The following is a 23,299-nucleotide window of genomic DNA, read 5'->3' as shown; positions in this document are numbered from 1 at the left end:
GCCCAAAGAGCGTCATGCGCCCTGCGGCATGACGCATATCTGGTTCAGTGGCAGAGCTTGGCTTTGTAGTCCGACGCAAAATTTTCGGCGGTGATGTATTCCGGGTCCGTGAAGGACTGAACGGGAAGCTTCGTTCCGTCCTTGATGGAGGCCAAGAGAATCTTCACCGCCAGCGCGCCATGATTTTCCGAATTGAGCCACATCGTACCACGGAACGCCGAGGGCTTTCCGGATCCGAAAGCGTCACAAGCGCGGCTCCCGTCGATGCCGATCCCCATGCCCTGGTCTGCGGTATAGCCGGCGTTTTCCAGGGCTCGCGCACCACCCAGCACGCCATCATCGTTGCATGAATAGAATATCCAGTTCGTGACGCTGGGATTGGCCGTCAATGTGGTGGTCATCACGTCGATGGCGTTGACCATCGTATTGTCGTAGGGGACGCGAACGATATTGCCCGGCTTGAAATCGGACACCGCCTTCAGGAATGCTTCTTCCGCGCCCTTGTTGCGCTGCATGCAGGTATCCGCTTTGCGGTCCTCGATCGACGCGATGCGCACCTCTTTACCCGCCCAGCCGTCGGCCTTGTAGAGCTTGGCAAGCTCTTCGCCCACCCGCGCACCGATGTTGTAGGCATTCATGCCGACATAGGGGACCTGAGTGCCGTCCTCGTAGTAGATGTCGTCGTCGACCGCCACCAAGGGAATTTTTGCGGCCTTTGCTTTCTCGGCGATGACCGGTCCCAGCGCCTTGTCGGGGACGACAATGGCGATGCCTTTTACGCCATCGCCGACCATCGTATCGAAGGTCGTGATCGTCAAATTGGCGTCGAACTGAACGTCCTGCGACACGAACGCAGCCCCTGCCGCCTCGGCCGCTTTCTTGGCGCCGCCGACTTCGGCGACAAACCATGGATGGTCTCCCATCTTGTTGATGTAGCCGATCTTGATGTCGTCTGCGCTTGCTGCGCCACTCATCAGTCCGGCAGCCAGTACCGCAAATGTCGCCAAAGCCTTTGTTGTGGTTTTCATGAAGATCCTCCCTGAGAGCTCGATGGTCGTTGCTAGTCGTGGTAGAGAACCGAGCGCCCACCATCGATGGTGATCGTCTCGGCATTTATGAACGGCGCTTCGTCCGAAGCGAGGAAAACCGCCGTCATTGCAACCTCGTCCGGCCGGCCAATGCGCTTGGGCGGATGAAGGTCGTAGGCTCGCCGCTTCTCCTCGGCGGGGTTCGGGAATGTGTTCCAGTAGGCTTCCGCGATCGGCGTCTCGATATAGCCGGGGGCGATCGCGTTCACCCGGATACCGCGCGCGGCATATTCGATGGCCAGCGAACGGGTCAGGCCCAAAAGTGCATGCTTGGCGACCGGATACGGGAATGTATGGGGAATGATCTGGAACGCGTGACAGCTCGCTATGTTGACGATAGACCCCGAGCCCTTCGCCAGCATCGTCGGCAAGACTGCCTTGGCGCAGAACCATGCGGCCTGGAGGTCTAGCTTGAGACAGCGGTCCCATTCCTCATCCGGCATCGCCAGTGGTTCGTAGAAGACGTTGGCACCGGCATTGTTGACGAGAACGTCGACGCCGCCATAGCTCGTGATCGTGCGGGCGACCATGTCCGCGACCGCGGATGCGTCCGTGACATCCGTCTCGACGAACGATACGTCGGCGCCTCCGACACGCAGTTCGTCGGCGATCGCTTTGCCGCTTGCCGCATTCAGTTCGGCAATGACGGTCTTTGCCCCATGCATCGCAAAAGCCCGGGCGGTGGCGGCACCGATGCCTTGGCCGGCGCCTGTGACGATTGCGATCTTTCCTTGCAGCCGGCCTGCCATTGCATTCACCAGTCGACCACGGTGCCGTCCGGCATGACGGCGTTGCGGGCATGCAGCACTTCCTGCTTGAAGGGGTGGCGCGCGATAACGTCCTCCTTGACGGTGACGCCAAGGCCCGGCAGTTCGGGCAGATCCCAGCGGCCTGGCTTGCGCCGAATTGGCCAGGTAACGACATCGTCGTACCAGGCGACGGCACCGGACATCTCCTCCTGAATGACAACGTTTGGGGTCGATATGCCGAAATGAAGAGCAGCCACACCGGCGATCGGACCGAGCGGGTTGTGCGGCGCAAGGCCGATGCCTGCGGTTTCCGCCATGGCCGCGATCTTCTTTGTCTCGAGCAGACCGCCAGTGTGGCAAATATCCGGCTGGGCAATGTTGAAGGCGCGGGCTGCGATCGAGTGCGTGAATTCGCGGCGCCCGATCAGCCGTTCGCCGGACGCGATCGGCACGGCCGATCGCGCCGTGATATGCGCCAGTCCGGCAACATCTTCGGGCGGCACGGGCTCTTCCGCGAACATGATGCGGGCCGGCTCGATTGCCTTGAGGTAATCCATCGCCGCGTTAACCGATGCAGGGCGTCCGTGGAAATCAACCATGATGTCGATATCCGGGCCTACCGCCTCGCGAAGTGAGCCAACCATGTTGGCAACAGAATCGACTGCCTTCGCAGGAGACACGTAGTGGGTGTAGGGAATGCAGACGACCTTGACCGCATCGTAGCCTGCTTGCGTCACGATGCGTCCGCGTTCCACGATGGCATCCGCGGATCCGGTCTCATAGACCGCCTTCATGTCCCCGAGGCCGAGATGCGTATAGGTGCGCAGATAGTCGCGGACCCGACCGCCCAAAAGGCGCCAGACGGGGACGCCCAACGACTTGCCCAATATGTCCCAGAGCGCGATCTCGATGCCGCTGACGGCGGACATTCCCTCGACGCCAAGACGCCAAAAGCCGTGCCGCGTAAGTATCTGGTAGCACTGCTCCACATTGCGCGGATCTTGCCCGATGAGCAGGGCCTCAAGGTCCTGAAGCGCCCCAACGACGGCTCGGGTCTTCCATTCCAGCGTTGCCTCACCCCAGCCAAACAGCCCGGGCTCGTCGGTTTCGACGCGAACGAAGACCCAGTTGCGCATTTCCGCATTGCAGACGCGCGCCTTGATGGCCGTGATTTTCATTGGTCCTCCCAGACCTGCCGTCTTTTTTCGAGGCAATATGTATGATTTATTACGGATAATATGAACGAGTCAAGCGCAACATCGATGTGGACCAGCGCCTCGCCTCGACGTTCAGCGCAAATGCGCAACCATCATGTCCTCGCCACCCATCCAGCGCAGGCATCAGCAGCTCACTCAGCTTGCCTGATCAGTATTCGCTGACGTCGATGACAGCCTGGGCAAAGGCTTGCGGGGCTTCTTGAGGCAAGTTGTGGCCGATACCGCCGATGATGATCCGGTGCGTGTATCTGCCCGAGAATTTCTTGGCGTAGGAACTGCTGTCGGGATGGGGTGCACCATTGGCATCACCCTCAAGGGTAATGGTCGGCACTGTGATCACGGGAGCTTCGGCCAGCCGGTTTTCCAGAACGTCATATTCCGGCTCGCCCTGTGCCAAGCCAAGCCTCCAGCGGTAATTGTGAATGACGATGCTGACATGATCCGGGTTGTCCAAGGCTGCGGCGCTGCGCTGGAAGCTGTCATCGTCGAAATTCCACTGCGGCGAAGCGAGTTTCCAGATGAGTTTGGCGAAATCGCGCGTGTATCTCTCGTAGCCGGCGCGGCCGCGATCCGTGGCGAAGTAATACTGATACCACCATTGAAGCTCCACCTCCGGTGGCAGCGGCACCATGCCGACCTGCTGATTTCCGATGAGATAGCCGCTCACCGAGACGATCGCCTTGCAACGCTCCGGCCAGAGCGCGGCAACGACATTGGCCGTTCGGGCGCCCCAGTCGCAGCCGGCGATCGTGGCCTTTTCGATCCCCAGCGCATCCATCAGGGCAATCGTATCCGCAGCGAGAGCCGACTGCTGGCCGTTGCGCATCGTCTCGTCCGAAAGGAAGCGCGTAGTACCGTAGCCGCGCAGGTAGGGCACAATCACGCGGTACCCCTTTGCGGCAAGCAGGCGAGCGACGTCGGTGTAGGTGTGAATGTCATAAGGCCAGCCATGAAGCAGGATCACTGGGGCACCTTCGGCGGGCCCTAGCTCCGCATATCCGACGCTCAGCTTTCCGGCATTGACCTGCCTGAGCGAGCCGAATGATTTCTGCCTGGTTTGCATCGCGGATGCCTTCGCCTCGACCGTCCAAGTGGCTGCCGGTGCGTTCAAGCCGAGTTCGGTGGCGGCGAACGTCATTGCCGTTGCACCAACAATGCGTCGGCGGCGATGATCGACCGTCTCGGGAGCTTTATTCGCATTCATGATGAAGCCTCTATGATGACCAACAAGCGGGAGCGACCAGAACCCGCCGCCGTATCGGCCGACAGGAAATATTGCGCCTATTCCGACGGTGACTGCGACGAATCCAGGATTGTAACCGCTCGGCCAGGAGGCAGTGCGGCGAGTTCTGACCGGATGCCGGTAAGGTCCAGCGTTTCCTCGATTTCCCTCCTGAGAAATTCGAGACGTAGGCCGTCCCCGCGCTTGGAAGCGGCTGGATGTAGCATCCGCAGAAACGGCAGCATGAGAATGACTCCTGATCTTTGTTGGGGTGAGAGGATATATTGCGTCTGATCTTATGCTCGGAGCCACCCTCGGCTTTTAGACGAGGCCCTCACGATCCATTGCGATGCGCACGGCCGGTCGCGCAGCCATTCGGGCGCGAAGCGCTTGCAAAGGCGCGGGAACAGGGACGTGGAAGCGGGCCGCCCAAAGCAGCATCACGAAAAGATAAAAATCCGCCACGCTGGGTTTGTCGCCGAACAGATAGTCGGTCTCGAGCCCGTCAGCGAAGAACTCGAGTTGGCTCGTAATCGCCGCGCTCGCCTTGGCCTTTTCGGCATCGCTGCTTTGGTGCCACATCGGCTTGAAGCTTCGGTGTATTTCAGTTGAGACGTAGGCCAGCGCTTCGAGAAGGCGGGTACGGCCCAACGGCCCCGCCACTCCCAGTGCCGGGTATTGTGACGCAATCCAGTCGAGGACTGCGATATTTTCCGTCGGCGCTTCGCCGCTATCCAGCACGAGGGCTGGAACATAGCCCTTGCGCGTGACGGTGGTGAAATCATCCCCGGAGCTCGTTCGTTTGGTTTTGAGGTTCACGCTTTCGCGCTCGAAGGAAACACCGGCCTCTTCCAATGCGATGTGATCCGCCAGGCTACAGACGAGAGGGCTGTAGTAGAGTTTCACCGTTTTCCCTTTCTGACCCCGATTGAGTTCCGCAATTGGTCGTCGCCGGGCGAAAACCTGCCCAGCGCCACGCGAGACAACTGCTCCAAAAACTCGCACTTGGCGGGGACGACGACTACGACACCGACAGCTAGGCATGCCTATGCCGAGGTATGATCGGGCTGAAGTTCGGGATCGCCGTGCGCAATGCCGGACGGTATCTCAGCTCAGTGGCCAACGGTTACCTGGAGGAATTCAGAACCTTCCATGACGGCGTCATCGCCAGCCCGGCCAGTCCTTCGCTCAGGAAATCATAAACGAAAGTATTGGACGCACGCGCCGTTGGCACGATGGCTCACACCCGGCCACGGCCGGCATATTCCGCGCGGCATGAGCAGACTGGAAGGCGAAAGCTGTGGCCTGCTTTTGCTCGATTGCCACCAACGCGATGACGCAGCTTCCAACATAGGAGTCGCCATCATGGCCGACCTTTCCGAAACCTCCACAGCCGAGCACACATTGCACGTCGAAGCGCCCGACGCGATCGAGGTCGACGTCTCCTCGCTGAGGCCAGGAACGTCGCTGATCGTCGACTGGCACGGCAATCCGGTGGTCGTGCGCAACCGCACTGAGCAAGAGATGAAGGACGGCCAGTCAGTCAGTCTCGCCGAGCTCAAGGATCCAATCGCCCGCAACGCCAACCTGCCGGTCGACGCGCCGGCAACCGACGCTAACCGAACTATGCCGGGCAAGGAAGCCTGGGTGGTGATGGTCCAGGTCTGCACCCATCTCGGCTGCATCCCGCATGGTCAGGAAGGCGACTTCGATGGCTGGTTCTGTCCGTGCCACGGTTCACAACACGACACCGCCGGCCGCATCCGCAAAGGTCCGGCACCCGAGAACATGGCGGTACCGGTGTTCCAGTTCGTTTCCGACACCAAGATCCGCATTGGTTGAGGCAGGGGGCATTTCGATGAGCGGCGACAAACACTCGACCTATACGCCCAAAACCAGAATCGCACGTTGGTTCGATGCCCGCCTGCCGCTGCCGCGGCTGGTGCACGACAGCTTCATCGTCTATCCGGTGCCGCGCAACCTGAACTATGCCTATACGTTCGGCGGCATTCTCACGATCATGCTGGTTTCACAGATCCTGACCGGCATCGTGCTGGCCATGCATTACGCTCCTGATACGGGACTGGCCTTCAATTCAGTCGAGGAGATCATGCGCGACGTGAATTCGGGCTGGTTGCTGCGCTATCTCCATTCCAACGGCGCGTCGTTCTTCTTCATTGCCGTCTACATCCACATCTGCCGCGGGCTCTACTATGGTTCCTACAAGGCGCCGCGTGAGCTGCTGTGGGTGCTCGGTTGCACCAATCTCCTGCTGATGATGGCGACGGCCTTCATGGGCTACGTGCTGCCTTGGGGACAGATGTCGTTCTGGGGCGCTACTGTCATCACCAACTTCTTCACGGCCGTCCCACTGATCGGCGACTGGCTCCAGCAGCTTTTGCTCGGCGGGTTCGCGGTCGACAATCCGACGCTGAACCGCTTCTTTGCGCTGCATTACCTGCTGCCATTTGTGCTTGCGGGCGTGGTGACCTTGCATATCTGGGCGCTTCACGTCGTCGGCCAGAACAATCCGACCGGCATCGAGGTCAAATCGAAAACCGATGTCGTGGACTTCACGCCCTATGCCACCGTCAAAGATGCCTTCGGCATCCTCGTGTTCCTGTTCTTCTTCGCCTATTTCGTCTTCTACCTGCCGAACTATCTCGGCCATCCCGACAACAACACGATCGCCAATCCGCTGAAGACGCCGGCCCACATCGTGCCGGAATGGTATTTCTTGCCGTTTTACGCGATCCTGCGGGCCATCACCTTCAATATCGGGCCGATCGATTCCAAGCTCGGCGGCGTGCTCGCGATGTTCGGCTCGATCGCGGTGCTGTTCCTGGTGCCGTGGCTCGACACCTCGAAGGTGCGCTCGGCGGTCTACCGCCCCTGGTATAGGGTGCTCTTCTGGCTGTTCGTTGCCAATGCCCTCTTTCTCGGCTGGCTCGGCTCCCGACCGGCGGAAGGCGCCTACGTCGTCATGTCCCAACTGGCGACGCTTTACTATTTTGCGTTCTTCGTCATCGCCATGCCGGTGCTCGGGCTGATCGAAAAGCCGCGACGGCTGCCGAATTCGATCACCGAAGCAGTTCTCGAAAAAGACAAGGCCAGCGGCCGAGGCCCGATCGCCGGGCCGGAGGCCAAACATTGAACTGTGAATGGCGGTGATCGTTCATGAACTGGTGGAACTCTCCTCTGGTCTACATCGTGTTGCTCGGCCTCGCCGGGATCGTCGTTTGGACCCTCATCCCCAGACGCTTCGCCAATGCGAAGCTGGTCGTCCAACTCAGCTTTTTCCTCGCGATGTCGGCCATGGTTCTCGACCTGCGCGTCGTGCCATACGAGGCCGCAGGGGACAACGAGACAACCGGAGGAGCGATCCTCATGGGCTCGGTCAAGCTGCTCTGGTGGGTTCACCTTGCCTGGGCGCTAATCGGATTTGTCCGTATCTATCTCGTTTTTGAGCGAAAGCCGCGCGAGGCACGTCTCCTGCAGGACGTCGTGGTCGGTATCGTCTATGCTGGAATGTTCCTGTCGATCCTGGCGTTCGTCTTTGCGGTGCCGGTCGGAACGCTCATTGCCACGTCCGGCGTGTTTGCCGTCATCCTGGGACTGGCGCTCCAGAATACGCTCGGTGACGTATTTTCGGGGATCGCGCTTAACCTCGGCCGCCCTTACGTACTTGGAAACTGGATCATTCTGAGCGACGGAACCGAAGGCCGCGTTGTCGAGACCAACTGGCGGTCGACCCAACTCCTGACCCCGACCCACAATGTCGTCGCGCTTCCGAACAGCCTTCTCGCCAAGATCGGGGTAACAAATCTAAGCGGTCCGGACGAGAGCCATGGACTTGCCGTAACCGTCAAGATGGCGCCAACGAAGACGCCGGCGATCATCGTAGACCTCATGCGCACCGTCTTGCTGAGCTGCAATTCAATCCTCCAGGACCCTTCGCCTTTGGTCACAATCAGAAGCCTGGATGCGGCAGCTATCGAGATCGAGTTGTTTTTTCGCGTCGCAAATCTTGACCAGCGAAGTGCCGCTCGGAACGAAATCTTCGATCTCATTTATCGCCATTCAAAGTCGACCGGCATGCTGCTGGCGGAGCCACTTTCGGCTTCGATTGCCATGACCAACCGGCTGAGCGACGAGAAGGCAGCCTCCCAAAGCTTCACCCCGATCGAACTCATCAGGTCCATACCGGTATTCTCGGCGCTAACGGATACCGAGCAGGAGTCGCTCGCCGCAGCGGCCTCGGTTCGCACCTACCATAAGGGCGAGATCATCGCACGACGGGGAGAGATGCTGCCGTCGCTCATGATCGTACGGACGGGAGTTATCGTCCGGCAAATTGGCGAGGACGATGCTCACCTGCAGGAGATCGGCCGGCTTGCACCCGGCGATTTCTTCGGCGAGACCGGCTTGCTCGCCGGCATTGGCGAGATGTCGAGTTTGCGGGCAATGACCCCCGTCGAGGTTTACGAGATAGACCAGGAAAGCTTTGCGCCGCTGCTGCACGAAAGGCCCGAAATGGCTGAAGATCTTGCGGCGATCCTGTCGAAGAGGGTGTCGGCTCTTAATGAAAGCGGCATCGCCGGACAGAACCACGCGAGCTCCAAATTCGCGCTCCTCAAAGCCATTCAGACAGTCTTTCGCGCCGCTCCGTTCAAGCGGGTTCGAGCACCTGGCTGACAAGGCATGCAGAAGGACAGAGATCCATGACCATCCGCCAAAGCGATATCACAGGCATCGATACAATCATCCAGCCGGCTATCCGTGATTTTGCCGACGGACTGAAGATAAGGCGCGTATTGCCCTCCTCGAATCGCCTGATGATCGGGCCCTTCATCCTGTTCGACCATTTCGGCCCCGCTATATTCGACGCAGGTCACGGTTTCGATATGGGACCGCATCCGCATATCGGCGTTGCGGCCGTGACCTACCTGATCGACGGCGAGATCGTCCACCGCGACAATTTCGGTAAAGTGCAGACCATCCGTCCTGGCGAGGTCAACTGGATGACGGCCGGGTCGGGCATCGTCCATTCCGAGCGCACGCCACCGGAAGTCCGGGCGTCGGGAAGCAATCTCTTCGGCGCTCAGGCTTGGATCGCCCTCCCCTCCCGCTATGAAGAAATTGCCGCCGACGTCGCACATTTTGGCGCTCCCGAAATACCCAGGATCTGTGCCGACGGCGTCGAGCTTACGTTGATCGCCGGCGCGTCCGACGGGTTGGTCTCGCCGGTAAGGACGTTCTCCGACATGGTCTATGCCGAAATTGTGCTCACGAGCGGTGCGCGATACCAGGTGAAACCCGAACACCGTGAGCGTGCAATCTACATCGTCGCCGGTGAGGTTGGAATTGTCGGCCAGTTCGGGACGTTTCATGAGGCCGAATTGATAGCTCTGGCGCCCGGCGCTGAGATTGTGCTCCAGGCGCCTGCCTTCCATGCGGCGAGGCTGATGCTGATAGGAGGCGAGCCCTTTTCCGAGCCACGTCATATCTATTGGAACTTCGTCTCCTCTTCAGCCGAACGGATCGAGCAGGCAAAGGCGGATTGGCGCGAACGCCGCTTCTCCGGCGTGCCGGGAGACCACGAGTTCATGCCTCTGCCAGATCGCAGCGTGTGAGGGATAAGGCAGCGGATGGTGACCTCAGCGCCGCGACAGCTTTACGCCGGTGGCGTAGGCAGACCACTACGATATCAAGTAGAGATCGTTCATCGTTTCCTCGTCGAGCAAACCGTCGAACCAGACGTCGAAGATTGTCTCGAGCAGGAACTCGTCGTTGCTTGCTTCGGAAAACAGCGTGAGGGACGCGTGCAACTTCTTCGCATCAACCTCACCGAACAGCGCGAGCGATTAGGCCGGAGAGCCGCTGCAGGGTGCCAACACATTCCCGATAACGGCCTCCTAGGATCGGAAATGAGAGATAAGCGCTGGCTTCGTCGAGCGATGTGATTGAATATGGCTCAGGCGCAGTACAGCTTCGCCTGGTGGCCAACCTTGGGAAGATGAACTCCATATAGGGAGTGCACATCATTCCTTGACGGAGAATAGCCAGCGCGTCGTCGTAGACCGGATCCTGTGCGCTGACGAACCTCTGCAAATCATACTCGTCGTGCATTAGGATAGATCCCTGGGAAACCCTCAACATTCGTGCCCTGACTAGCCGTCGACGACATCTGCATAGTCCGGGTGCTTGGCGAAAAAGCGGCTCATGAAGGGACATTTCAAGATCGCTTTACGGCCGGTTTTGCGGAGCAGCTCGAAGGTGCCCTGCGCCAATCGCGACGCGATCCCTTGTCCGGAAAATTCCGACGGGACTTCGGTGTGTCTCAGCGCGACCTTCCCGCCCTCGAGCCGATAGTAGGCCGCCGCAAACATATCGCCGGCGATCGGCAGCTCGAAACGGTCCTGTTCGACGTTTTCAACGACTTGTGCATCCATCTTTATCTCTCGATTGTATGTCACGTTTGTCACCGGAGGGAGATTGGCCGGCCGCTATCGCACCGCAGGTAACCGCAGAGTGACGGTCGTGCCTGCCCCAAGTGTGCTCTGAATATCGATGCTTCCGCCTGACTGCTCGGCAAAGCGCTTCACCATCGGCAAACCGACGCCGCCGAGGCCTTCGCTTTTGGTGGTGAAGAACGGATCGAAGGCGCAGACCATCGTCTCGCTGGTCATCCCGATACCGCTGTCCGCGACACGGATATCTACCTGACCGGCGGTAGAGCTTTCAGAGGCCAAGCCGGCATCGATCGAGATGAAGCCGCCGTCAGGCATTGCATCGCGCGCGTTGAACAGAAGATTCAGAACCGCATTTTGCAATCCAAGGCGATCGCATCTCACCAAAGGCAGGTCCGATCCAACCCGAAGCTCAAGACCGAAATTGGCATCCAAGGCGCTCCGCACGAGGGTTTCGATCTCAGCCAGGCAAGCACCTACGTTTGTGTATTCGATTTCCGCGGGGCTCTCTCGGGCCAGGCTGATGGTTTGCCGGACAAGGCCACTAGCCCGTTCCAAAGCCGTTTTGGCGCCGGCAACTACAGGCCCAAGCGCCGGAGCCGCTTGGATGCTCGGATCGCGGGCCAGGTGGTTCAACGCCGACGAGGCGACCTGAATGAGATTGCCCAGGTCATGGACGATGCCGGCCGTCGACATTTGCACGGACATACCACTTCCAGGACCATCGGACAGGCTGTCGAAGACATCTTCTTTTATGTCCGGACGAAACATTTCATTACCCCGTTGGCTCAGCCGACGCCTATTTGCTTCAATACACCATAATTTATGGTATTTATTATCCATTATGTCTAAGAAGACTCCGATATATACTTCTGTATATCCAAACGCGAGACCATGATCTATTGATAGCCGATCCCGCTGATGTAGTTGGCAAGCAGCCGTTCCTGCAGTTCCTCTTGTTTGAAGAGCGCCTTCATCGCATCACGGATATCGAGGACGCCTAGCGGTTTCGAGTCAGCCCCGAGCACCGGCACATTCTGCAGGCCTTGCGCGGCCATGGTCTGCCAGACTGAATGAAGATCATCATCGGGACCACAAGACACGATGGACCGGCTCATCAATGCCGCAATCGGCGCTTCTGTTGGCCCTGAATTCGCCAGATGGCGGACAAGGTCGGACTTGCTCAGCACGCCTGCCGCCTCCCCACTGCCGTGGCACACCACGACCAGGCCTATTGCGGGCCTGGAAAGTGAGAGTGCTGCACTGCGGAGTGGAGCATCGACGTCGATCACCATGAGACGGGCCGATATTACTGGATGCAGACTGTCAATGCGCATGACGCCCTCCTGAGAGCGCCTCGCGGCCGCGGCCGGGAGGCTGGGATCGGTTCCAGGGTTTGGTCGCCGAGGTCGGCGCCTTTGCCTGGCCGGTCAGAATGGCGCGAAAACAAGCGCCATTCTGACCCATTCCAAAGATTAGCTTAGTGCTGCTTTGCTCAGGCCAAACTTCGCATCCCCCGAGCCCGGGACGGGTTTGAAGCCGATGTTCAGACGGTTCCAAGAATTGACTGCCAACGAAGGTCAGATCGGAGATTTCCTTCTCAGAAAGCTCCGACCTGACCCGATCGTAGATCTCGTCCGGGACACCCTGCTCGGGCAGCTTGGTCAAGACTTCCGTCCATGCCAAGGCTGCACGTTCGCGAGGAACGAACAAGGTCGAATCCCGCCAGGCTGCCAGGTGGTAAAGGCGCAGTTCGCGCTCGCCATGTATCTTCGCCTGTTTGACGTGCATATCGAGGCAGAAGGTGCACCCATTCAGCTGCGCGGCTCGGACTGCAACAAGGTCGCGGATTGGTTCTTCGATTGACCCCTCTCGCGTCGCACCAAGAAATTCAATAAATTTCTTCAGAAGTTCCGGCGACTGCTCCGCATAACTCGCGCGTTGGGCGACGGCTTTTCCTTTCGGAGCGACCGGTGACGCTGCAATATTCATTACTTATCTCCTTGAGGTGTTTGCAATCCATTGCAGCGTAAGGATGACCGGTGAGCTAAACTGTTGCTATCGTGCCGATGATATGTATTGCCACTCGATTGGTTTGGGGCGCCTAAACCGAAGTATAGGAGGTGGAAATTGGTACCCTGAACGCTGCCATCGGCAATTCGCTTTGCCGCAGGCATGCGACAGGCGCACAGCGTTTGGGTCATATGAAGGGCTCGGCTGAGCTGGCCAGCGTCGATCGAGAGACCTGGATCGAAACTGCGTTCACTCTTCGAAGGGAGCGTTCATCACAAGATCAACTGCCGAAGTCGCCTTGTAGCCTGAAACAAAGCGCTCGCCGAAGTCCCGGGCAAAGTTGTCGTAGGTGGTTTCCGGCCTGACCTCGGCGATATGGCAAAAGCATCGAGTCATCCGTCGCTTCATTTGGAGGCGTGGAAACTCACCGATGATCTTTGCAATCTCGGCTGACGAAACGAGGCTGTATTGCAAGCCGACGACGTCGAGGCAGATGCCGGCTGTGCAAAGCGCCACCTCAGCCTCCTTGTAGAGGCCGATCGACGGCGTCGAGTTGAGGGCGATGCTGTCCCAGATCAATTGGGCGCGCCGCTCGTCGAAGCCGCCTTCCCGAACGAAGGTGCGGGCGAGATCGGCGCCTTCCACTTCGAAACGGCGCGGCCCGGCGAAGTCCTCATTGAGCGTGACGTCATGCAACAGAGTTGCAACGGCAACAACCTCCGCGTCGTGCTGGATATTCTGAATCTGTCCGATCCGGGCCGCGAAAAGCCAGGATCGGACCACGTGGTTGAACAAGTAAGGTTCACATCGCTGGCGGGCATGCTCGATCGCCCGGCCAACAAGCGGTGTATCGGGGACCGAAATCCCCGCAAGTGTGCGGCTGGCGATCGAATTCATGTCACTGACCGTCCCTTCGCATACGCCCCGATGGTCCGGGGGGCCACGATTTCATTTCGCGTTCGTCGTCAGTTCCTTTTCGCTGGTGTCGACGACGAAAATAGCAAGCAGACGAGCGCCTTCCGTGTTGCTGGCGTTTTCGCTGACGGCATGACGGTCGCCCGGGAATTCCGAGAAACTCTCGCCGGCGCGATAAGTCTTCACCGGCCCATCGTTGACCTGGCTTCGGATCGTCCCCTCCAGGACCGTGGCATAGATGAACGCGGATTTGGGATGGGTATGGGCCGGCGACGTACCCCCCGGCGCGTACTCGACGAGCACGGCTTTCATGCTCTTGCCAGGCACGTTTGGAAGAGCCTGGTCGTAGACAAGCTTCACGCTGGCGGCGTCTTTGGCCATTGCTGCGGTGACGGAAGCGGCGGTGAGCGCGGCGCAGAGAAGTGTTTTGATCATGTCTGGTCTCCTTGTTGTAATGCGAATGGTGGGCCTATCCGATGATTGCTTACTTCGGTGGTGTGTATCGGCTGAGCCAATCATCGAAACGCACGGCGCCGATGCGCGCATTCTCGCCGGGCACAAGCGTTCGATCGTCGATTGCCACCTGGCCATAGTAGAGCGCGCCGGGATCCGAGACGACTTTGCGAGGGTCGTTGGTGGCCTTCAGGAAGCGCTCGACAAGTTCGCTCATGCGAACGCGCTCCGGGCCGGCAATTTCGATCATGCCGTTCAACGGCGCGGCAAGCGCGACGTCCGCCATCGCATCGGCAACATTGTCAGCCGCCATGGGTTGGAAGTAGGCCGGTGACATATGAATGGTATCCCCGACGGCGCCTGTGTTTGCGATGGCGGCGGTGAATTCGAAGAACTGAGTGGCGTGAACGATCGTGTAGGGAATTCCGGACTCCCTAATCAGCTTTTCCTGAAGCAATTTGCCGCGGAAATAGCCCACGCCCTGCAGCCGGTCGGTACCGACGACCGACAGCGCCACGTGATGACGGACACCGGCAGCCGTTTCGGCGGCAAAGAGATTACGCCCGGATGCCTCGAAGAACTCCAGGGCAACCTTTTCCTCGAACGACGGCGAGTTCGCGAGGTCGACGACGACCTGCGCACCGGAAAGCGCGGCGGCCAGACCCTCTCCCGTAACGGTGTTGACGCCCGAATTCGGCGACGCCGCAAGCACGTCGTGTCCTTTGTTTCGCAGTCTCTCCACGGTCTTTGAACCGATCAGCCCGGTTCCGCCTATGACGACGATCTTCATGTCTAGTCTCCTGGTGTTGCGTGTCTATTTTCGTTGCTCGATCGGATGCTGGGCGTTTCCGGCCTGCTACTGACTGACCGATGCAGCAGCATCCTCGATGAGTGACGTGACCTCGTCGGGATGCGAGACCATGAGCGCGTGGGACGCGCCCTCGATGACGACGGTCTTTACCGCGTGCGCACGCTTGGCCATGAAACTCATGACGGCTGCCGGGATGTTCCGGTCATCTGAGCCGTAGATCATGTAGGACGGCAGCGTCTTCCATGAGGCGACGCCCGAGGCTTCAGCCAGAGCTGCCTGCGCAACAGGGCGTTGAGTGGCAGCCATCAGCAAGGTCTGCTCTTCCGGAACGTCGGCGGCGAACTGGGCGCGGAACTTGGCCGGCTGGATGAAGAGGTCTTGTCCGCCGTCCGACAACGCGACTGGAGCAAGCGCGCTACCCAAGGTGCTGCCGGGAAACATGCTGGACAATGTAAGGCTCGATTCGCCGGTATCCGGCGCGAAACCCGCCACGTAGACCAACGCCTTTACATTGGGATTGCCATTGGCGGCCTCGGTGATGACAGGCCCGCCGTAGGAATGCCCCACCAGCACGACCGGCCCGGAAACCGACCGGACGATGGCTGAGACTGCTTTCGCATCGCTGGCAACGCCGCGGAGCGGATTAGCTGCGGCTATCGCTACATAACCGTCTTTGCTGAGCTTGGTGATGACTGCGTCCCAGCTCGACGATTCCGCGAAGGCGCCGTGCACCAGTACGATCGTCGGCTTGGGCTGAGAATTGGCGGCCTGCGCCATCCCGCCGCCCGACGCGGCCAGCGCTGCGGTGAGCGCCAGGGCTCGAGTTATGTTTCGCATTTGCTTTCTCCCGTGTGGCCTGTGGTGACCAATGCTCAGGAGAATGCGCCGATGCGGCCCGCCAACCTATTGTGCGGAAGGGTCTGTCATACAATGCCAAGGTGCAGGGTAGGTCACCGGGGAGATCAGGTGCCCTGCAGCATAATTGAGGTCTCTATGCCGGGTGTGCATTGTCGGCGGACGCCGGAACAGACACTGAGGGCGCGCGGCCGGAGAGCTGTGTTTGCAAGACGTCGCTGCCGCCGTGGCGAGAACCTGGCGAGCCGACTTCTCTCTTGCGCGTCGATCCCTGCAATGCGACTTGCTATTTACGTGGCTCAATTTGCGCCACGTCGACAAAACGTGTCGCCTCCGACCTATTTGGCGCGACTCGTGCGGCAGCTTCCCAAAAAATTTTTCGTGAGGAAGACCGATTGCTCAGCCGATAACCGGCGGTCTATTGGCGCGATCTCGCAGTCATGGCTCAGAGCACTGCCATCCCGCCATCCACCCGCAGATTGATGCCCGTGATGAAACTGCTCGCGTCCGAGGCAAGGAACAGGGCGGCTTTTGCCAGCTCGTCCGGCTGGCCCATCCGGCCCAGGGGTATTGCCTCCGCTATCGCCTTTTCAAACAGCCCGCGCTGCTCAAACGGTATGCCTAGCTTATCGAGAATAGCCGTATCCACCGGACCTGGGCTGAGCACGTTGACCCGGATGCCGCGAGACTTCAGCTCGATCGCCCAAGCGCGCGCAAAGGCATTTATGGCCGCCTTCGAGCCCGCGTATACAGCATGACCGTCCAGAACTTTCTCGCTGGCCAGCGAGCCTGTGAGGATGATTGCGCCGCCGTTCCGCATGATCGGAATCAGCTTCTGGACGCCGAAGAAGACGCCTCGCGTGTTGACGGCAAATTGCGCATCATATTCTGCCTCGGAGACGTCGGCCGAGTGCGTGATGGTGTTTGTGCCGGCGTTCGCCATATAGATGTCGAGCGCCCCGAACCTCTGGCGGATCTGCTGCGCTACCTCGTTATGGTGCGACACGTCGGCCACATTTCCCTGAATGCCCAGCGCGCCTGCCCCGATCTGTGCGACCGCTTCCTCGACCGCCTGCCGCCGGCGGCCGGTAATGACGACTTGCGCGCCCTCGGCCGCAAAGATTTTTGCAGCCGATAGTCCGATCCCGCTGTTTCCGCCGGTGACCACCGCGATCTTGCCTGAGAGTGCGCCCATGTCGTTCCTGCCTTCGAAAAATTGTGCCGGTGCTGCTGCGATGGTCGCAACTGCTGGCCAAGAAAATTTCACGCCGAATTGAGACCGCCAAAATGAGCGGCAATCGCAAACGGCTACCGATTGATAAACTCCCGGCGATTAGCCAGTTTGACGTCCTCGAGAGCGCTTTGGCCTTCAAGGCGACAGTGCGACGTAGTGTCAAACGCCGGCGATCGCCTCCGCGCTGCACAGGCGCAGTTGCCCGAATGGCAGCCCTGTCGCAGCCTATGTTTGCCGCCTTTGCCAGCGCTCCAACTCGATGGCGCAGTGGTTCGGTTCCACAATCCGGGACATGAGCCGACAGAACCGGCATTCAGGCCACCGCTCGGCTATGCGAGCGCACAAGGTTTGACCTGGCGCGCCACCTGAAATGCTGTTCAGGGCGCGCGAAATATTACCAAAGGTGGTCATCGGCGGCTCCAAGGAATTGCGGAGAACATGCGGTCGTGACTGAGGGCGTGCTATCCTTTGATGAAGGCGAGCAGGTCAGCATTGACCTGATCCTGGTGCGTGGCCGTAATCCCGTGGGGCGCGCCGGGGTAATAGATATCCTTTGCGCCGTTGATCAATCGGGCCGACTTGACTGCCGAGTCCTTGACGGGGACGATCTGATCGTCCTCGCCATGCAGGACCAGGGTTGGTACGTCGAACTTCTTGAGGTCCTCGGTAAAATCGGTCTCGGAAAACGCCTTGACGCTTTCGTACGCGTTCACGAGACCCGCCTGCATGCTCCAGAGCCAGAACTGATCCAGAGTCCCCTGGGAAACCGTGGCGCCTGGTCTGTTCGCGCCATAAAACAACGGTGCGAGGTCCCGGTAGTACTGCGAACGATCCTTGATGAGGCCAGCCCTTATGCCGTCGAATACCTCGATCGGCAGGCCTTCCGGATTGGCCGGCGTCTTCACCATGATCGGCGGAACAGCGGCGATAAGAACAGCCTTGGCCGCCCGCTTCGTCCCGTGCCGTCCGATATAGCGAGCAACCTCGCCTCCTCCGGTGGAATGGCCGACCAGCGTGGCGTCCCGGAGATCCAGCGCCTCGATCACGGCTGCAAGATCGTCCGCATAGCCATTCATGTCGTTGCCGGACGTGGCCTGGCTCGAGCGGCCATGGCCGCGCCGGTCATGCGCAACCACGCGAAAGCCGTTATGGGCAAGAAAGAGCATCTGGCCGTCCCAGGCGTCGGAATTCAGCGGCCAGCCGTGCGAGAAGGTTATAGCCGGGCCCTTGCCCCAGTCCTTGTAGTAGATTTCGGTGCCGTCCTTGGTCGTGATGGTGCTCATGTCTTGGTTCCTTTGGTTGAGGGGGAAGAGGGAAGGTTTTGTTTTCGGCTCGCGGCCGAAGCAGCGCGGGGCAGTCCGGCGGCAACGGTGGCGATCAGGCCGGCCAACAAGACATCGCGACGAGATCCGCCGACGGAGAAAAGTCCGTCTTTGTTCATCATCTCCATCCATGTGCTTTGAACATCCTGCTCACCGTCACGACCGTCGAGTCGGCCCGTGCGGTCGCGTTCGGGGAGGAGCGAGCGAGGAGCGGTAGAAACGCGACGGTCGTGATGGCTTGCGAGGAACAGGATGCACCGATCCGGGCCGCGAACCTATTCTACGGAAGCATCTGTCATACGATGCCAAGGTGCAGGGCAGGCACGCCGAGTATTGGGGGCGGGCCGAGGCAAGCTATATAGACATACGTCAATTTAGACTTGGGCAGCGGTGCGGGACCGACGCGGCATGGCCGGCGTCAGTTGCTGTAGCATGAAATGTTGCGAGTCTGTCGGTCAGGCTGGCGCCGCAAAAGAGCGCCGCTCAGTGGTAGCGATGTTGGCGCGAGCCTTGCCGCAAACACCCAATAGGAACCACCGATGTACATCAGGACCACCCGCAGCAGCAGCGTGCCGACGGGCAGGAAGGCCTGCGCGCGCTGAAGAAGCAATTTCCCACAGCCTGAAATGGCCGGGCGCGCTGGGCGATCCTATTGGATGGAGCATGGATCGGCTTGTGCCAATTCTAGACCTCGCGCATCGGCGCGGGCAGCGTTTCCCACGCCCGGATCAGCTCACCGATGGAAGCGGCTTCCATCTTGCGCATGACATTGCCACGGTGAAGCTTGACGGTCACTTCACTGATGCCGAGGTCGAAGGCGACCTGCTTGTTGAGGCGCCCGCGCGCCACTTCACGCAGAACCTCGCGCTCGCGCGGCGTCAGCGTCTCGACGCGCTCGATGTTGCGCTTGACGATCACCGCATCCGCCCGCCGCTTGGCGTCCACCGCAATGCCCGCGATCACGGCGTCAAGCAGCGTCTGATCCCGCACCGGCTTGGTGAGAAAGTCCACGGCGCCGGCCTTCATCGCCTGGACAGTCATCGGGATGTCGCCATGCCCGGTCAGGAAGATGATGGGTTTGGGGTTGCCGTTTTTCGCAAGATGGTGCTGCAGATCGAGACCGCTCGTCCCTGGCATGCGCACGTCGAGGATCAAACAGCCGGGGCTCTCCAACACGTCGGCGTCAAGCAATTCACGGGTCGAGGTAAAGCACACCGGCAGAAAACCCGCCGACAGGATCAATTCAGACAGCGCCTCCCGAACAGAGGCATCATCATCGACAATAATGACCAGCGGCTGCTCGGCTTCAGTCCTCCGCTGCTGTGATGACGGCGTCGATCTCCGTAAGGGCAATTGGTCAACTCTCATGTTTAGCCTCCGTTTCTGGGTTGCGTAAGGCGTCGCCGATCGCCGCAAGCAGTGCCTGGCCATCGAACGGCTTGCGGAAAAGCCTGCCAATGCCCTTGGCGCGGTGCTGATCCACTATCTCGTGGCGGCCGGTGATCAGGAACACGGGCAGATCCGGACGCGCCTTCTTGACCAAGTCGCGAAGTTCAAAGCCGTCCATGCCGGGCATCCCGATGTCGGTGATAAGCATGTCCAATCCAGACAGGCCGCTGACCAGCAACGACCTCGCCGACGAGAAGCTGCGGGCCACATAGCCGGCGGACTCCAAGAGGTCCTCCAGCGACTCGAGCAGTCTTGGGTCATCGTCGACGATCGCCACGACAGGCCTCCGCTTGCTCACCCTCAGCTCCCCCCTGCCCGGCGCGAGTGCGTGATCGGTATTCCCAATCGCTCGGCGATGCGCACGAGGTCGGCGAGCGACGCCGCGACCATCTTCTGCATGACGTTCCTTCTATGAATTTCCAGCGTAACTTCGCTGATCCCCAGCTCAGCGGCCGCCTGCTTGTTGAGCAGGCCGCTGACCACCAGCGGCAGCACCTCACGTTCGCGCGGCGTCAGTTCGAGATAACGTTGCTTCAACACGCCCAGCTCGGCGCGCTCCGATCGCTGTGCCCGATCCTGGGCAATCGCTGCATGGATTGCGGCCATGAGGTCTGCATCGCTGAAGGGCTTAGTCAGGAAATCCACGGCGCCGTGCTTGATCGCACGCACGGAGGACGGGATATCGCCATGTCCTGTCAGGAAAACGATCGGCGGATGATCGCCCTCGGCAATCTGCCGCTGCAGATCGAGGCCGTTGATATCCGGCAACTCGATATCGAGGATGAGGCAGGCAGGGACGTCCGGCTTGTCAGCGCGGATATAATCGCCCGCCGATCCGAACGCTACGGCACGCATGCCGTGCGCAGCCAGCAGCTCACTGAGCGCCTCCCGGATGCGTTCATCGTCATCTACGATGAAGACAATTTGGCCGTCCGTCGTCATGACGCCGCTTTCGCTTCAATCGGCAACGTGAAGATAAACGTCGCTCCACGTGGTTCGTTCTTCTCGACCCATAAACGCCCGCTGTGCGACTCGATGATCGAACGGCAGATCGCCAGTCCCATGCCCATCCCTTGCTCTTTCGTGGTAAAGAACGGTTCGAATATCCGGTCGGGAAACTCGACGCCCCGGCCGTGATCGCTGACTTCGGTCTGGACAACATCCCCGATATGGCGCACGCGGATTTTGATAACTCCGTCGTCCGCACCAGAGTCCATCGCCTCCATGCCGTTGCGGATGAGATTGACCAGAACCTGCTGGATTTGGACGCAATCGAACGCGACTAGCGGAATGTCGCTTCCGATATCAACGCTGATGCGAACGCCCCGCCGCATCGCTTCCTCGGTCACGAGGTCGCGTGCCTCTGCGATGACACTGCTGAGCGTCGCATTGGTTCTCGTCTCGGTGGATTGCTTGAACAGCGCGCGAATGCGGCCGACGACGTCCGCCGCCGAGTTGGCGTCCCGGATAATGCGCTCGGCCGTAATCTTCGCGCGTTCGACGTTCGGCGGTGCTGCGGACAGCCAACGGTGGCATGCATGGGAGTTGGCGACGATCGCAGCCAGCGGCTGATTCACCTCGTGGGCGATCGAAGCCGAAAGCTCGGCGAGACTTGCAGCCTGAGCCGCTTGCGCGAGTTTGTCGGACGCTTGTCGCAGCGCTTCCTGGGCGCGCACCTCTTCGTCGATGTCGAGGGAAACCCCGTACCATTGCACAACCGCCCCGTCCTCATCACGCCGCGGCTCCACCCTGCACTCCGCCCAGCGATAGCCATCTGTTTCGCGCCAGCGAAACCGCATCGCGGAACCGCCGCCTGTTTCGAAACAATTCAGCAACGTGCTCAGCACCTCGGGAGCATCTTCGGGATGAACCAGTTCTTGCAGCAATTCCTCGATGCGCGGCTCTCCGAGTGCTTCGAAATCAGCGATCACGGAGCGGAAATGGTCCTGGTACCGCTTGTTGAAGTAGACCGGCCCGCCGGTCGGCACCGCGCTCCAGATGCGGACCGGCACAGCGTCGATCATCTGCTGAAGCTGCAATTCGCTCCGCCGCAGGGCCTCTTCAGCTTGCATTTGATCGTCTATGTCGTGACAGAGGCCGTACCACTGGACGATGCGGCCAGTGTGATCGCGCATCGGCTCCGCCCGGCTCGACATCCAATGATAGACGCCATCGGCGCGGCGCAAGCGATACCTCATGGAGAAGCGCTCGCCGGTGGCGAGGCAGTGACTGAGCGTATCGCCGAATGCTGCTGCGTCGTCCGGATGGACGCCGGCCTTTATCATCGCCGCCAGCCGGCTGATGCCCGGTTTGTCCAAATCCGTTACGTCCAGGCCGAGAAAGTCGACCATGCGCTTGTTGAAAAAGGTCGGATCGCCATCGGGCCTCAGGCGCCAAACGTGGCTCGGAACCATGTCGACAAGCTGCGAGAGCTCCCGCTCCCGGTCGCCCAATGCCTCAAGGCTTTCACGCAAAGTGAGCACCGCCGCCTGATGCTGCCGGGATATGGCGGCCACGACGAGCGCCGAAAATGCCGAGATGGCCAGAAAAAGCTGCAGCATGATCTGGTTGTGCTTCTGGGACTCGGGATCGCCGGCAAATTGGCTGGCGCCGGATATCGTGAATACCGCCGTGATCAGAGCGAGAACGGTCAATGCTACGGCGGCGCCTCTGAACTCAAAGCGCACTGCGGCCCAAAGAAGAGGCGGCATGATGATGTAGGCGAAGGGCAGATAGCCGCTCAAGGAAAGGGCGGCGATACCAAGAAAGATCAGCCCCAGGACGCAAGCTTCCATCCACCGCGCTGCTGAGAGCTGCGCCTTGCCGCGCCAGTTCTGGAACACGACCAGCGCCAGTGGCGCTACGATCAGGACTCCCGTCGCGTCTCCGATCCACCACAGCGGCCAAGCCGTCGCAAAGGTTTGCGATTGTATGCCAAACCACGCAAGCGCCGCACTTCCCACCGTCGCGCTTGCAACTGGCGCAATTCCAGCGGCCAGTACGACGAATGCGAGAACGTCGCGCAAGGTTTCCAGCCGAACTGGGCGCTTGCAGGTCTGGTTCACGAGCCATGCGCCGGCCACCGCTTCAAGAGCGTTGCCGGCAAAGATCAGGAAGGCCGCGGGCAGCGGAGTGTGGAACCACAAGAAGTTGCTGAACAGTTCGGCCAGACAGGCCCCCAGCACCCACCACGGCCAGCTATACCTGGAGGCGAAGACAAGCGTAGCGATGAACAGTCCGCTCGGAGGCCAAATGGAAATCCCTGTTCCAGGTATGATTGCGAGCGACTGGGCGAAGCCGCAGCCCAGGACATAGGCCGTAATAAAAAGCCCCAGATGCAAGAATTGGGGACGGTGCGACCAGACGCGCGATAACCTGCCTCTTTCAAGATCGCTGATCATGTTGCCGCGAATCAGGCCTGGTTCACTCGTCGCCAAAGATCGGCCACTTCCTTGCAATCCCGGTCCGGATCGGTCGAAGTCATGCTTTAACGCGCCCGTT

At 60.0% G+C, this 23,299-nt stretch carries 23 protein-coding genes and 3 pseudogenes; 4 read left to right on the top strand and 22 right to left on the bottom strand.

Translation table 11 applies throughout. The features are described from left to right. Positions 1–44 precede the first annotated feature (44 nt). From NKI50_RS09470 to NKI50_RS09450, 5 genes are all read right to left on the bottom strand, one after another. Positions 45–1,028: a substrate-binding domain-containing protein gene (locus tag NKI50_RS09470; RefSeq protein WP_023717009.1), complete on the bottom strand. Its 984-nt coding sequence runs from the start codon at positions 1,026–1,028 to the stop codon at positions 45–47. A 32-nt stretch (positions 1,029–1,060) separates the two neighbouring features. Next, positions 1,061–1,837 carry an SDR family oxidoreductase gene (locus tag NKI50_RS09465; RefSeq protein ID WP_023717008.1) on the bottom strand — a complete coding sequence of 259 codons (777 nt, stop codon included), beginning with the start codon at positions 1,835–1,837 and terminating at the stop codon, positions 1,061–1,063. Positions 1,838–1,842: 5 nt separating this feature from the next. Then, the gene (dgoD, locus tag NKI50_RS09460) at positions 1,843–3,015 is read right to left on the bottom strand and encodes a galactonate dehydratase (RefSeq protein ID WP_023717007.1); all 1,173 of its coding nucleotides are present in this window, start codon (positions 3,013–3,015) and stop codon (positions 1,843–1,845) included. A 187-nt stretch (positions 3,016–3,202) separates the two neighbouring features. Then, positions 3,203–4,258, bottom strand: coding sequence for an alpha/beta fold hydrolase (locus NKI50_RS09455; RefSeq protein ID WP_352716319.1), 1,056 nt, complete (start codon positions 4,256–4,258; stop codon positions 3,203–3,205). Positions 4,259–4,597: 339 nt separating this feature from the next. After that, on the bottom strand, positions 4,598–5,182 hold the full coding sequence (locus tag NKI50_RS09450) for a glutathione binding-like protein (protein ID WP_352716317.1): 585 nt from the start codon (positions 5,180–5,182) through the stop codon (positions 4,598–4,600). Positions 5,183–5,641: 459 nt separating this feature from the next. On the opposite strand from NKI50_RS09450, the gene petA reads away from it, so the two are divergent. From petA to NKI50_RS09430, 4 genes are read left to right on the top strand one after another with little or no spacing between them, the layout of a single operon-like run. After that, positions 5,642–6,118 carry a ubiquinol-cytochrome c reductase iron-sulfur subunit gene (gene petA / locus NKI50_RS09445; RefSeq protein ID WP_352716315.1) on the top strand — a complete coding sequence of 159 codons (477 nt, stop codon included), beginning with the start codon at positions 5,642–5,644 and terminating at the stop codon, positions 6,116–6,118. 16 nt (positions 6,119–6,134) lie between these two features. Beyond that, positions 6,135–7,430: a cytochrome b gene (locus NKI50_RS09440; RefSeq protein ID WP_352483846.1), complete on the top strand. Its 1,296-nt coding sequence runs from the start codon at positions 6,135–6,137 to the stop codon at positions 7,428–7,430. A 23-nt stretch (positions 7,431–7,453) separates the two neighbouring features. After that, positions 7,454–8,971, top strand: a complete 1,518-nt coding sequence (locus tag NKI50_RS09435) for a mechanosensitive ion channel family protein (protein WP_023717001.1) — start codon at positions 7,454–7,456, stop codon at positions 8,969–8,971. Positions 8,972–8,997: 26 nt separating this feature from the next. Then, entirely contained in the window at positions 8,998–9,909 is a 912-nt protein-coding gene (locus tag NKI50_RS09430; protein ID WP_023717000.1) for a pirin family protein, read from the top strand. Positions 9,910–9,975: 66 nt separating this feature from the next. Here NKI50_RS09430 and NKI50_RS09425 read toward each other — a convergent pair whose 3' ends face one another. From NKI50_RS09425 to NKI50_RS09350, 17 genes and pseudogenes are all read right to left on the bottom strand, one after another. Next, positions 9,976–10,104, bottom strand: coding sequence for a DUF1810 domain-containing protein (locus NKI50_RS09425; RefSeq protein WP_352716312.1), 129 nt, complete (start codon positions 10,102–10,104; stop codon positions 9,976–9,978). Positions 10,105–10,120: 16 nt separating this feature from the next. Continuing rightward, the gene (locus NKI50_RS09420; protein ID WP_352716310.1) at positions 10,121–10,405 is read right to left on the bottom strand and encodes a DUF1810 family protein; all 285 of its coding nucleotides are present in this window, start codon (positions 10,403–10,405) and stop codon (positions 10,121–10,123) included. A gap of 41 nt (positions 10,406–10,446) precedes the next feature. After that, positions 10,447–10,728 (bottom strand): GNAT family N-acetyltransferase, encoded by a 282-nt coding sequence (locus NKI50_RS09415; protein ID WP_352716308.1) that lies wholly within the window; start codon positions 10,726–10,728, stop codon positions 10,447–10,449. Between the two features lie 54 nt (positions 10,729–10,782). Next, complete coding sequence (locus tag NKI50_RS09410; protein ID WP_352716306.1) at positions 10,783–11,517, bottom strand: sensor histidine kinase; 735 nt, start codon at positions 11,515–11,517, stop codon at positions 10,783–10,785. Positions 11,518–11,645: 128 nt separating this feature from the next. Continuing rightward, positions 11,646–12,083 (bottom strand): CBS domain-containing protein, encoded by a 438-nt coding sequence (locus NKI50_RS09405; protein WP_352483844.1) that lies wholly within the window; start codon positions 12,081–12,083, stop codon positions 11,646–11,648. Between the two features lie 138 nt (positions 12,084–12,221). After that, a pseudogene (locus tag NKI50_RS09400) lies at positions 12,222–12,738 on the bottom strand (carboxymuconolactone decarboxylase family protein). A 270-nt stretch (positions 12,739–13,008) separates the two neighbouring features. After that, complete coding sequence (locus NKI50_RS09395) at positions 13,009–13,656, bottom strand: HD domain-containing protein (protein WP_352716304.1); 648 nt, start codon at positions 13,654–13,656, stop codon at positions 13,009–13,011. A gap of 51 nt (positions 13,657–13,707) precedes the next feature. Further along, on the bottom strand, positions 13,708–14,109 hold the full coding sequence (locus NKI50_RS09390) for a cupin domain-containing protein (RefSeq protein WP_023716993.1): 402 nt from the start codon (positions 14,107–14,109) through the stop codon (positions 13,708–13,710). 49 nt (positions 14,110–14,158) lie between these two features. Then, on the bottom strand, positions 14,159–14,917 hold the full coding sequence (locus tag NKI50_RS09385) for an SDR family oxidoreductase (protein WP_352716302.1): 759 nt from the start codon (positions 14,915–14,917) through the stop codon (positions 14,159–14,161). Between the two features lie 66 nt (positions 14,918–14,983). Next, complete coding sequence (locus NKI50_RS09380; protein WP_352716300.1) at positions 14,984–15,775, bottom strand: alpha/beta fold hydrolase; 792 nt, start codon at positions 15,773–15,775, stop codon at positions 14,984–14,986. A gap of 463 nt (positions 15,776–16,238) precedes the next feature. Further along, the gene (locus NKI50_RS09375) at positions 16,239–16,988 is read right to left on the bottom strand and encodes a glucose 1-dehydrogenase (protein WP_352716298.1); all 750 of its coding nucleotides are present in this window, start codon (positions 16,986–16,988) and stop codon (positions 16,239–16,241) included. Positions 16,989–17,488: 500 nt separating this feature from the next. Then, positions 17,489–18,310: an alpha/beta fold hydrolase gene (locus tag NKI50_RS09370; RefSeq protein ID WP_352716296.1), complete on the bottom strand. Its 822-nt coding sequence runs from the start codon at positions 18,308–18,310 to the stop codon at positions 17,489–17,491. 723 nt (positions 18,311–19,033) lie between these two features. Continuing rightward, on the bottom strand, positions 19,034–19,717 hold the full coding sequence (locus NKI50_RS09365; RefSeq protein WP_352716414.1) for a response regulator transcription factor: 684 nt from the start codon (positions 19,715–19,717) through the stop codon (positions 19,034–19,036). Beyond that, positions 19,707–20,096, bottom strand: a complete 390-nt coding sequence (locus NKI50_RS09360; RefSeq protein ID WP_352483835.1) for a response regulator — start codon at positions 20,094–20,096, stop codon at positions 19,707–19,709. Before NKI50_RS09360 ends, NKI50_RS09365 begins: the two co-directional genes overlap by 11 nt. Positions 20,097–20,098: 2 nt before the next feature. Further along, on the bottom strand, positions 20,099–20,740 hold the full coding sequence (locus NKI50_RS09355) for a response regulator transcription factor (RefSeq protein ID WP_023716982.1): 642 nt from the start codon (positions 20,738–20,740) through the stop codon (positions 20,099–20,101). After that, positions 20,737–21,396 (bottom strand): annotated as a pseudogene (locus NKI50_RS30525) (sensor histidine kinase); the annotation flags it as partial. The gene NKI50_RS09355 and the pseudogene NKI50_RS30525, both read right to left, overlap by 4 nt. Before the next feature lie 30 nt (positions 21,397–21,426). Continuing rightward, positions 21,427–23,199 (bottom strand): annotated as a pseudogene (locus tag NKI50_RS09350) (MASE1 domain-containing protein); the annotation flags it as partial. Positions 23,200–23,299 lie beyond the last annotated feature (100 nt).

This window comes from Mesorhizobium sp. M0563, from assembly GCF_040321065.1.
Taxonomy (GTDB): Bacteria; Pseudomonadota; Alphaproteobacteria; order Rhizobiales; family Rhizobiaceae; genus Mesorhizobium.
Note: the sequence above shows the minus strand (reverse complement) of the source record. Positions and strands in the feature narration are given on the sequence as shown.

What these genes read in the sequence shown, in the direction of transcription:
- NKI50_RS09470 (WP_023717009.1), bottom strand. Translation starts at nt 1,028, where the DNA reads ATGAAAACCACAACAAAGGCTTTGGCGACATTTGCGGTACTGGCTGCC.
- NKI50_RS09465 (WP_023717008.1), bottom strand. Translation starts at nt 1,837, where the DNA reads ATGGCAGGCCGGCTGCAAGGAAAGATCGCAATCGTCACAGGCGCCGGC.
- dgoD (WP_023717007.1), bottom strand. Translation starts at nt 3,015, where the DNA reads ATGAAAATCACGGCCATCAAGGCGCGCGTCTGCAATGCGGAAATGCGC.
- NKI50_RS09455 (WP_352716319.1), bottom strand. Translation starts at nt 4,258, where the DNA reads ATGAATGCGAATAAAGCTCCCGAGACGGTCGATCATCGCCGCCGACGC.
- petA (WP_352716315.1), top strand. Translation starts at nt 5,642, where the DNA reads ATGGCCGACCTTTCCGAAACCTCCACAGCCGAGCACACATTGCACGTC.
- NKI50_RS09440 (WP_352483846.1), top strand. Translation starts at nt 6,135, where the DNA reads ATGAGCGGCGACAAACACTCGACCTATACGCCCAAAACCAGAATCGCA.
- NKI50_RS09435 (WP_023717001.1), top strand. Translation starts at nt 7,454, where the DNA reads ATGAACTGGTGGAACTCTCCTCTGGTCTACATCGTGTTGCTCGGCCTC.
- NKI50_RS09430 (WP_023717000.1), top strand. Translation starts at nt 8,998, where the DNA reads ATGACCATCCGCCAAAGCGATATCACAGGCATCGATACAATCATCCAG.
- NKI50_RS09420 (WP_352716310.1), bottom strand. Translation starts at nt 10,405, where the DNA reads ATGCACGACGAGTATGATTTGCAGAGGTTCGTCAGCGCACAGGATCCG.
- NKI50_RS09415 (WP_352716308.1), bottom strand. Translation starts at nt 10,728, where the DNA reads ATGGATGCACAAGTCGTTGAAAACGTCGAACAGGACCGTTTCGAGCTG.
- NKI50_RS09410 (WP_352716306.1), bottom strand. Translation starts at nt 11,517, where the DNA reads ATGTTTCGTCCGGACATAAAAGAAGATGTCTTCGACAGCCTGTCCGAT.
- NKI50_RS09405 (WP_352483844.1), bottom strand. Translation starts at nt 12,083, where the DNA reads ATGCGCATTGACAGTCTGCATCCAGTAATATCGGCCCGTCTCATGGTG.
- NKI50_RS09395 (WP_352716304.1), bottom strand. Translation starts at nt 13,656, where the DNA reads ATGAATTCGATCGCCAGCCGCACACTTGCGGGGATTTCGGTCCCCGAT.
- NKI50_RS09390 (WP_023716993.1), bottom strand. Translation starts at nt 14,109, where the DNA reads ATGATCAAAACACTTCTCTGCGCCGCGCTCACCGCCGCTTCCGTCACC.
- NKI50_RS09385 (WP_352716302.1), bottom strand. Translation starts at nt 14,917, where the DNA reads ATGAAGATCGTCGTCATAGGCGGAACCGGGCTGATCGGTTCAAAGACC.
- NKI50_RS09380 (WP_352716300.1), bottom strand. Translation starts at nt 15,775, where the DNA reads ATGCGAAACATAACTCGAGCCCTGGCGCTCACCGCAGCGCTGGCCGCG.
- NKI50_RS09375 (WP_352716298.1), bottom strand. Translation starts at nt 16,988, where the DNA reads ATGGGCGCACTCTCAGGCAAGATCGCGGTGGTCACCGGCGGAAACAGC.
- NKI50_RS09370 (WP_352716296.1), bottom strand. Translation starts at nt 18,310, where the DNA reads ATGAGCACCATCACGACCAAGGACGGCACCGAAATCTACTACAAGGAC.
- NKI50_RS09365 (WP_352716414.1), bottom strand. Translation starts at nt 19,717, where the DNA reads ATGAGAGTTGACCAATTGCCCTTACGGAGATCGACGCCGTCATCACAG.
- NKI50_RS09355 (WP_023716982.1), bottom strand. Translation starts at nt 20,740, where the DNA reads ATGACGACGGACGGCCAAATTGTCTTCATCGTAGATGACGATGAACGC.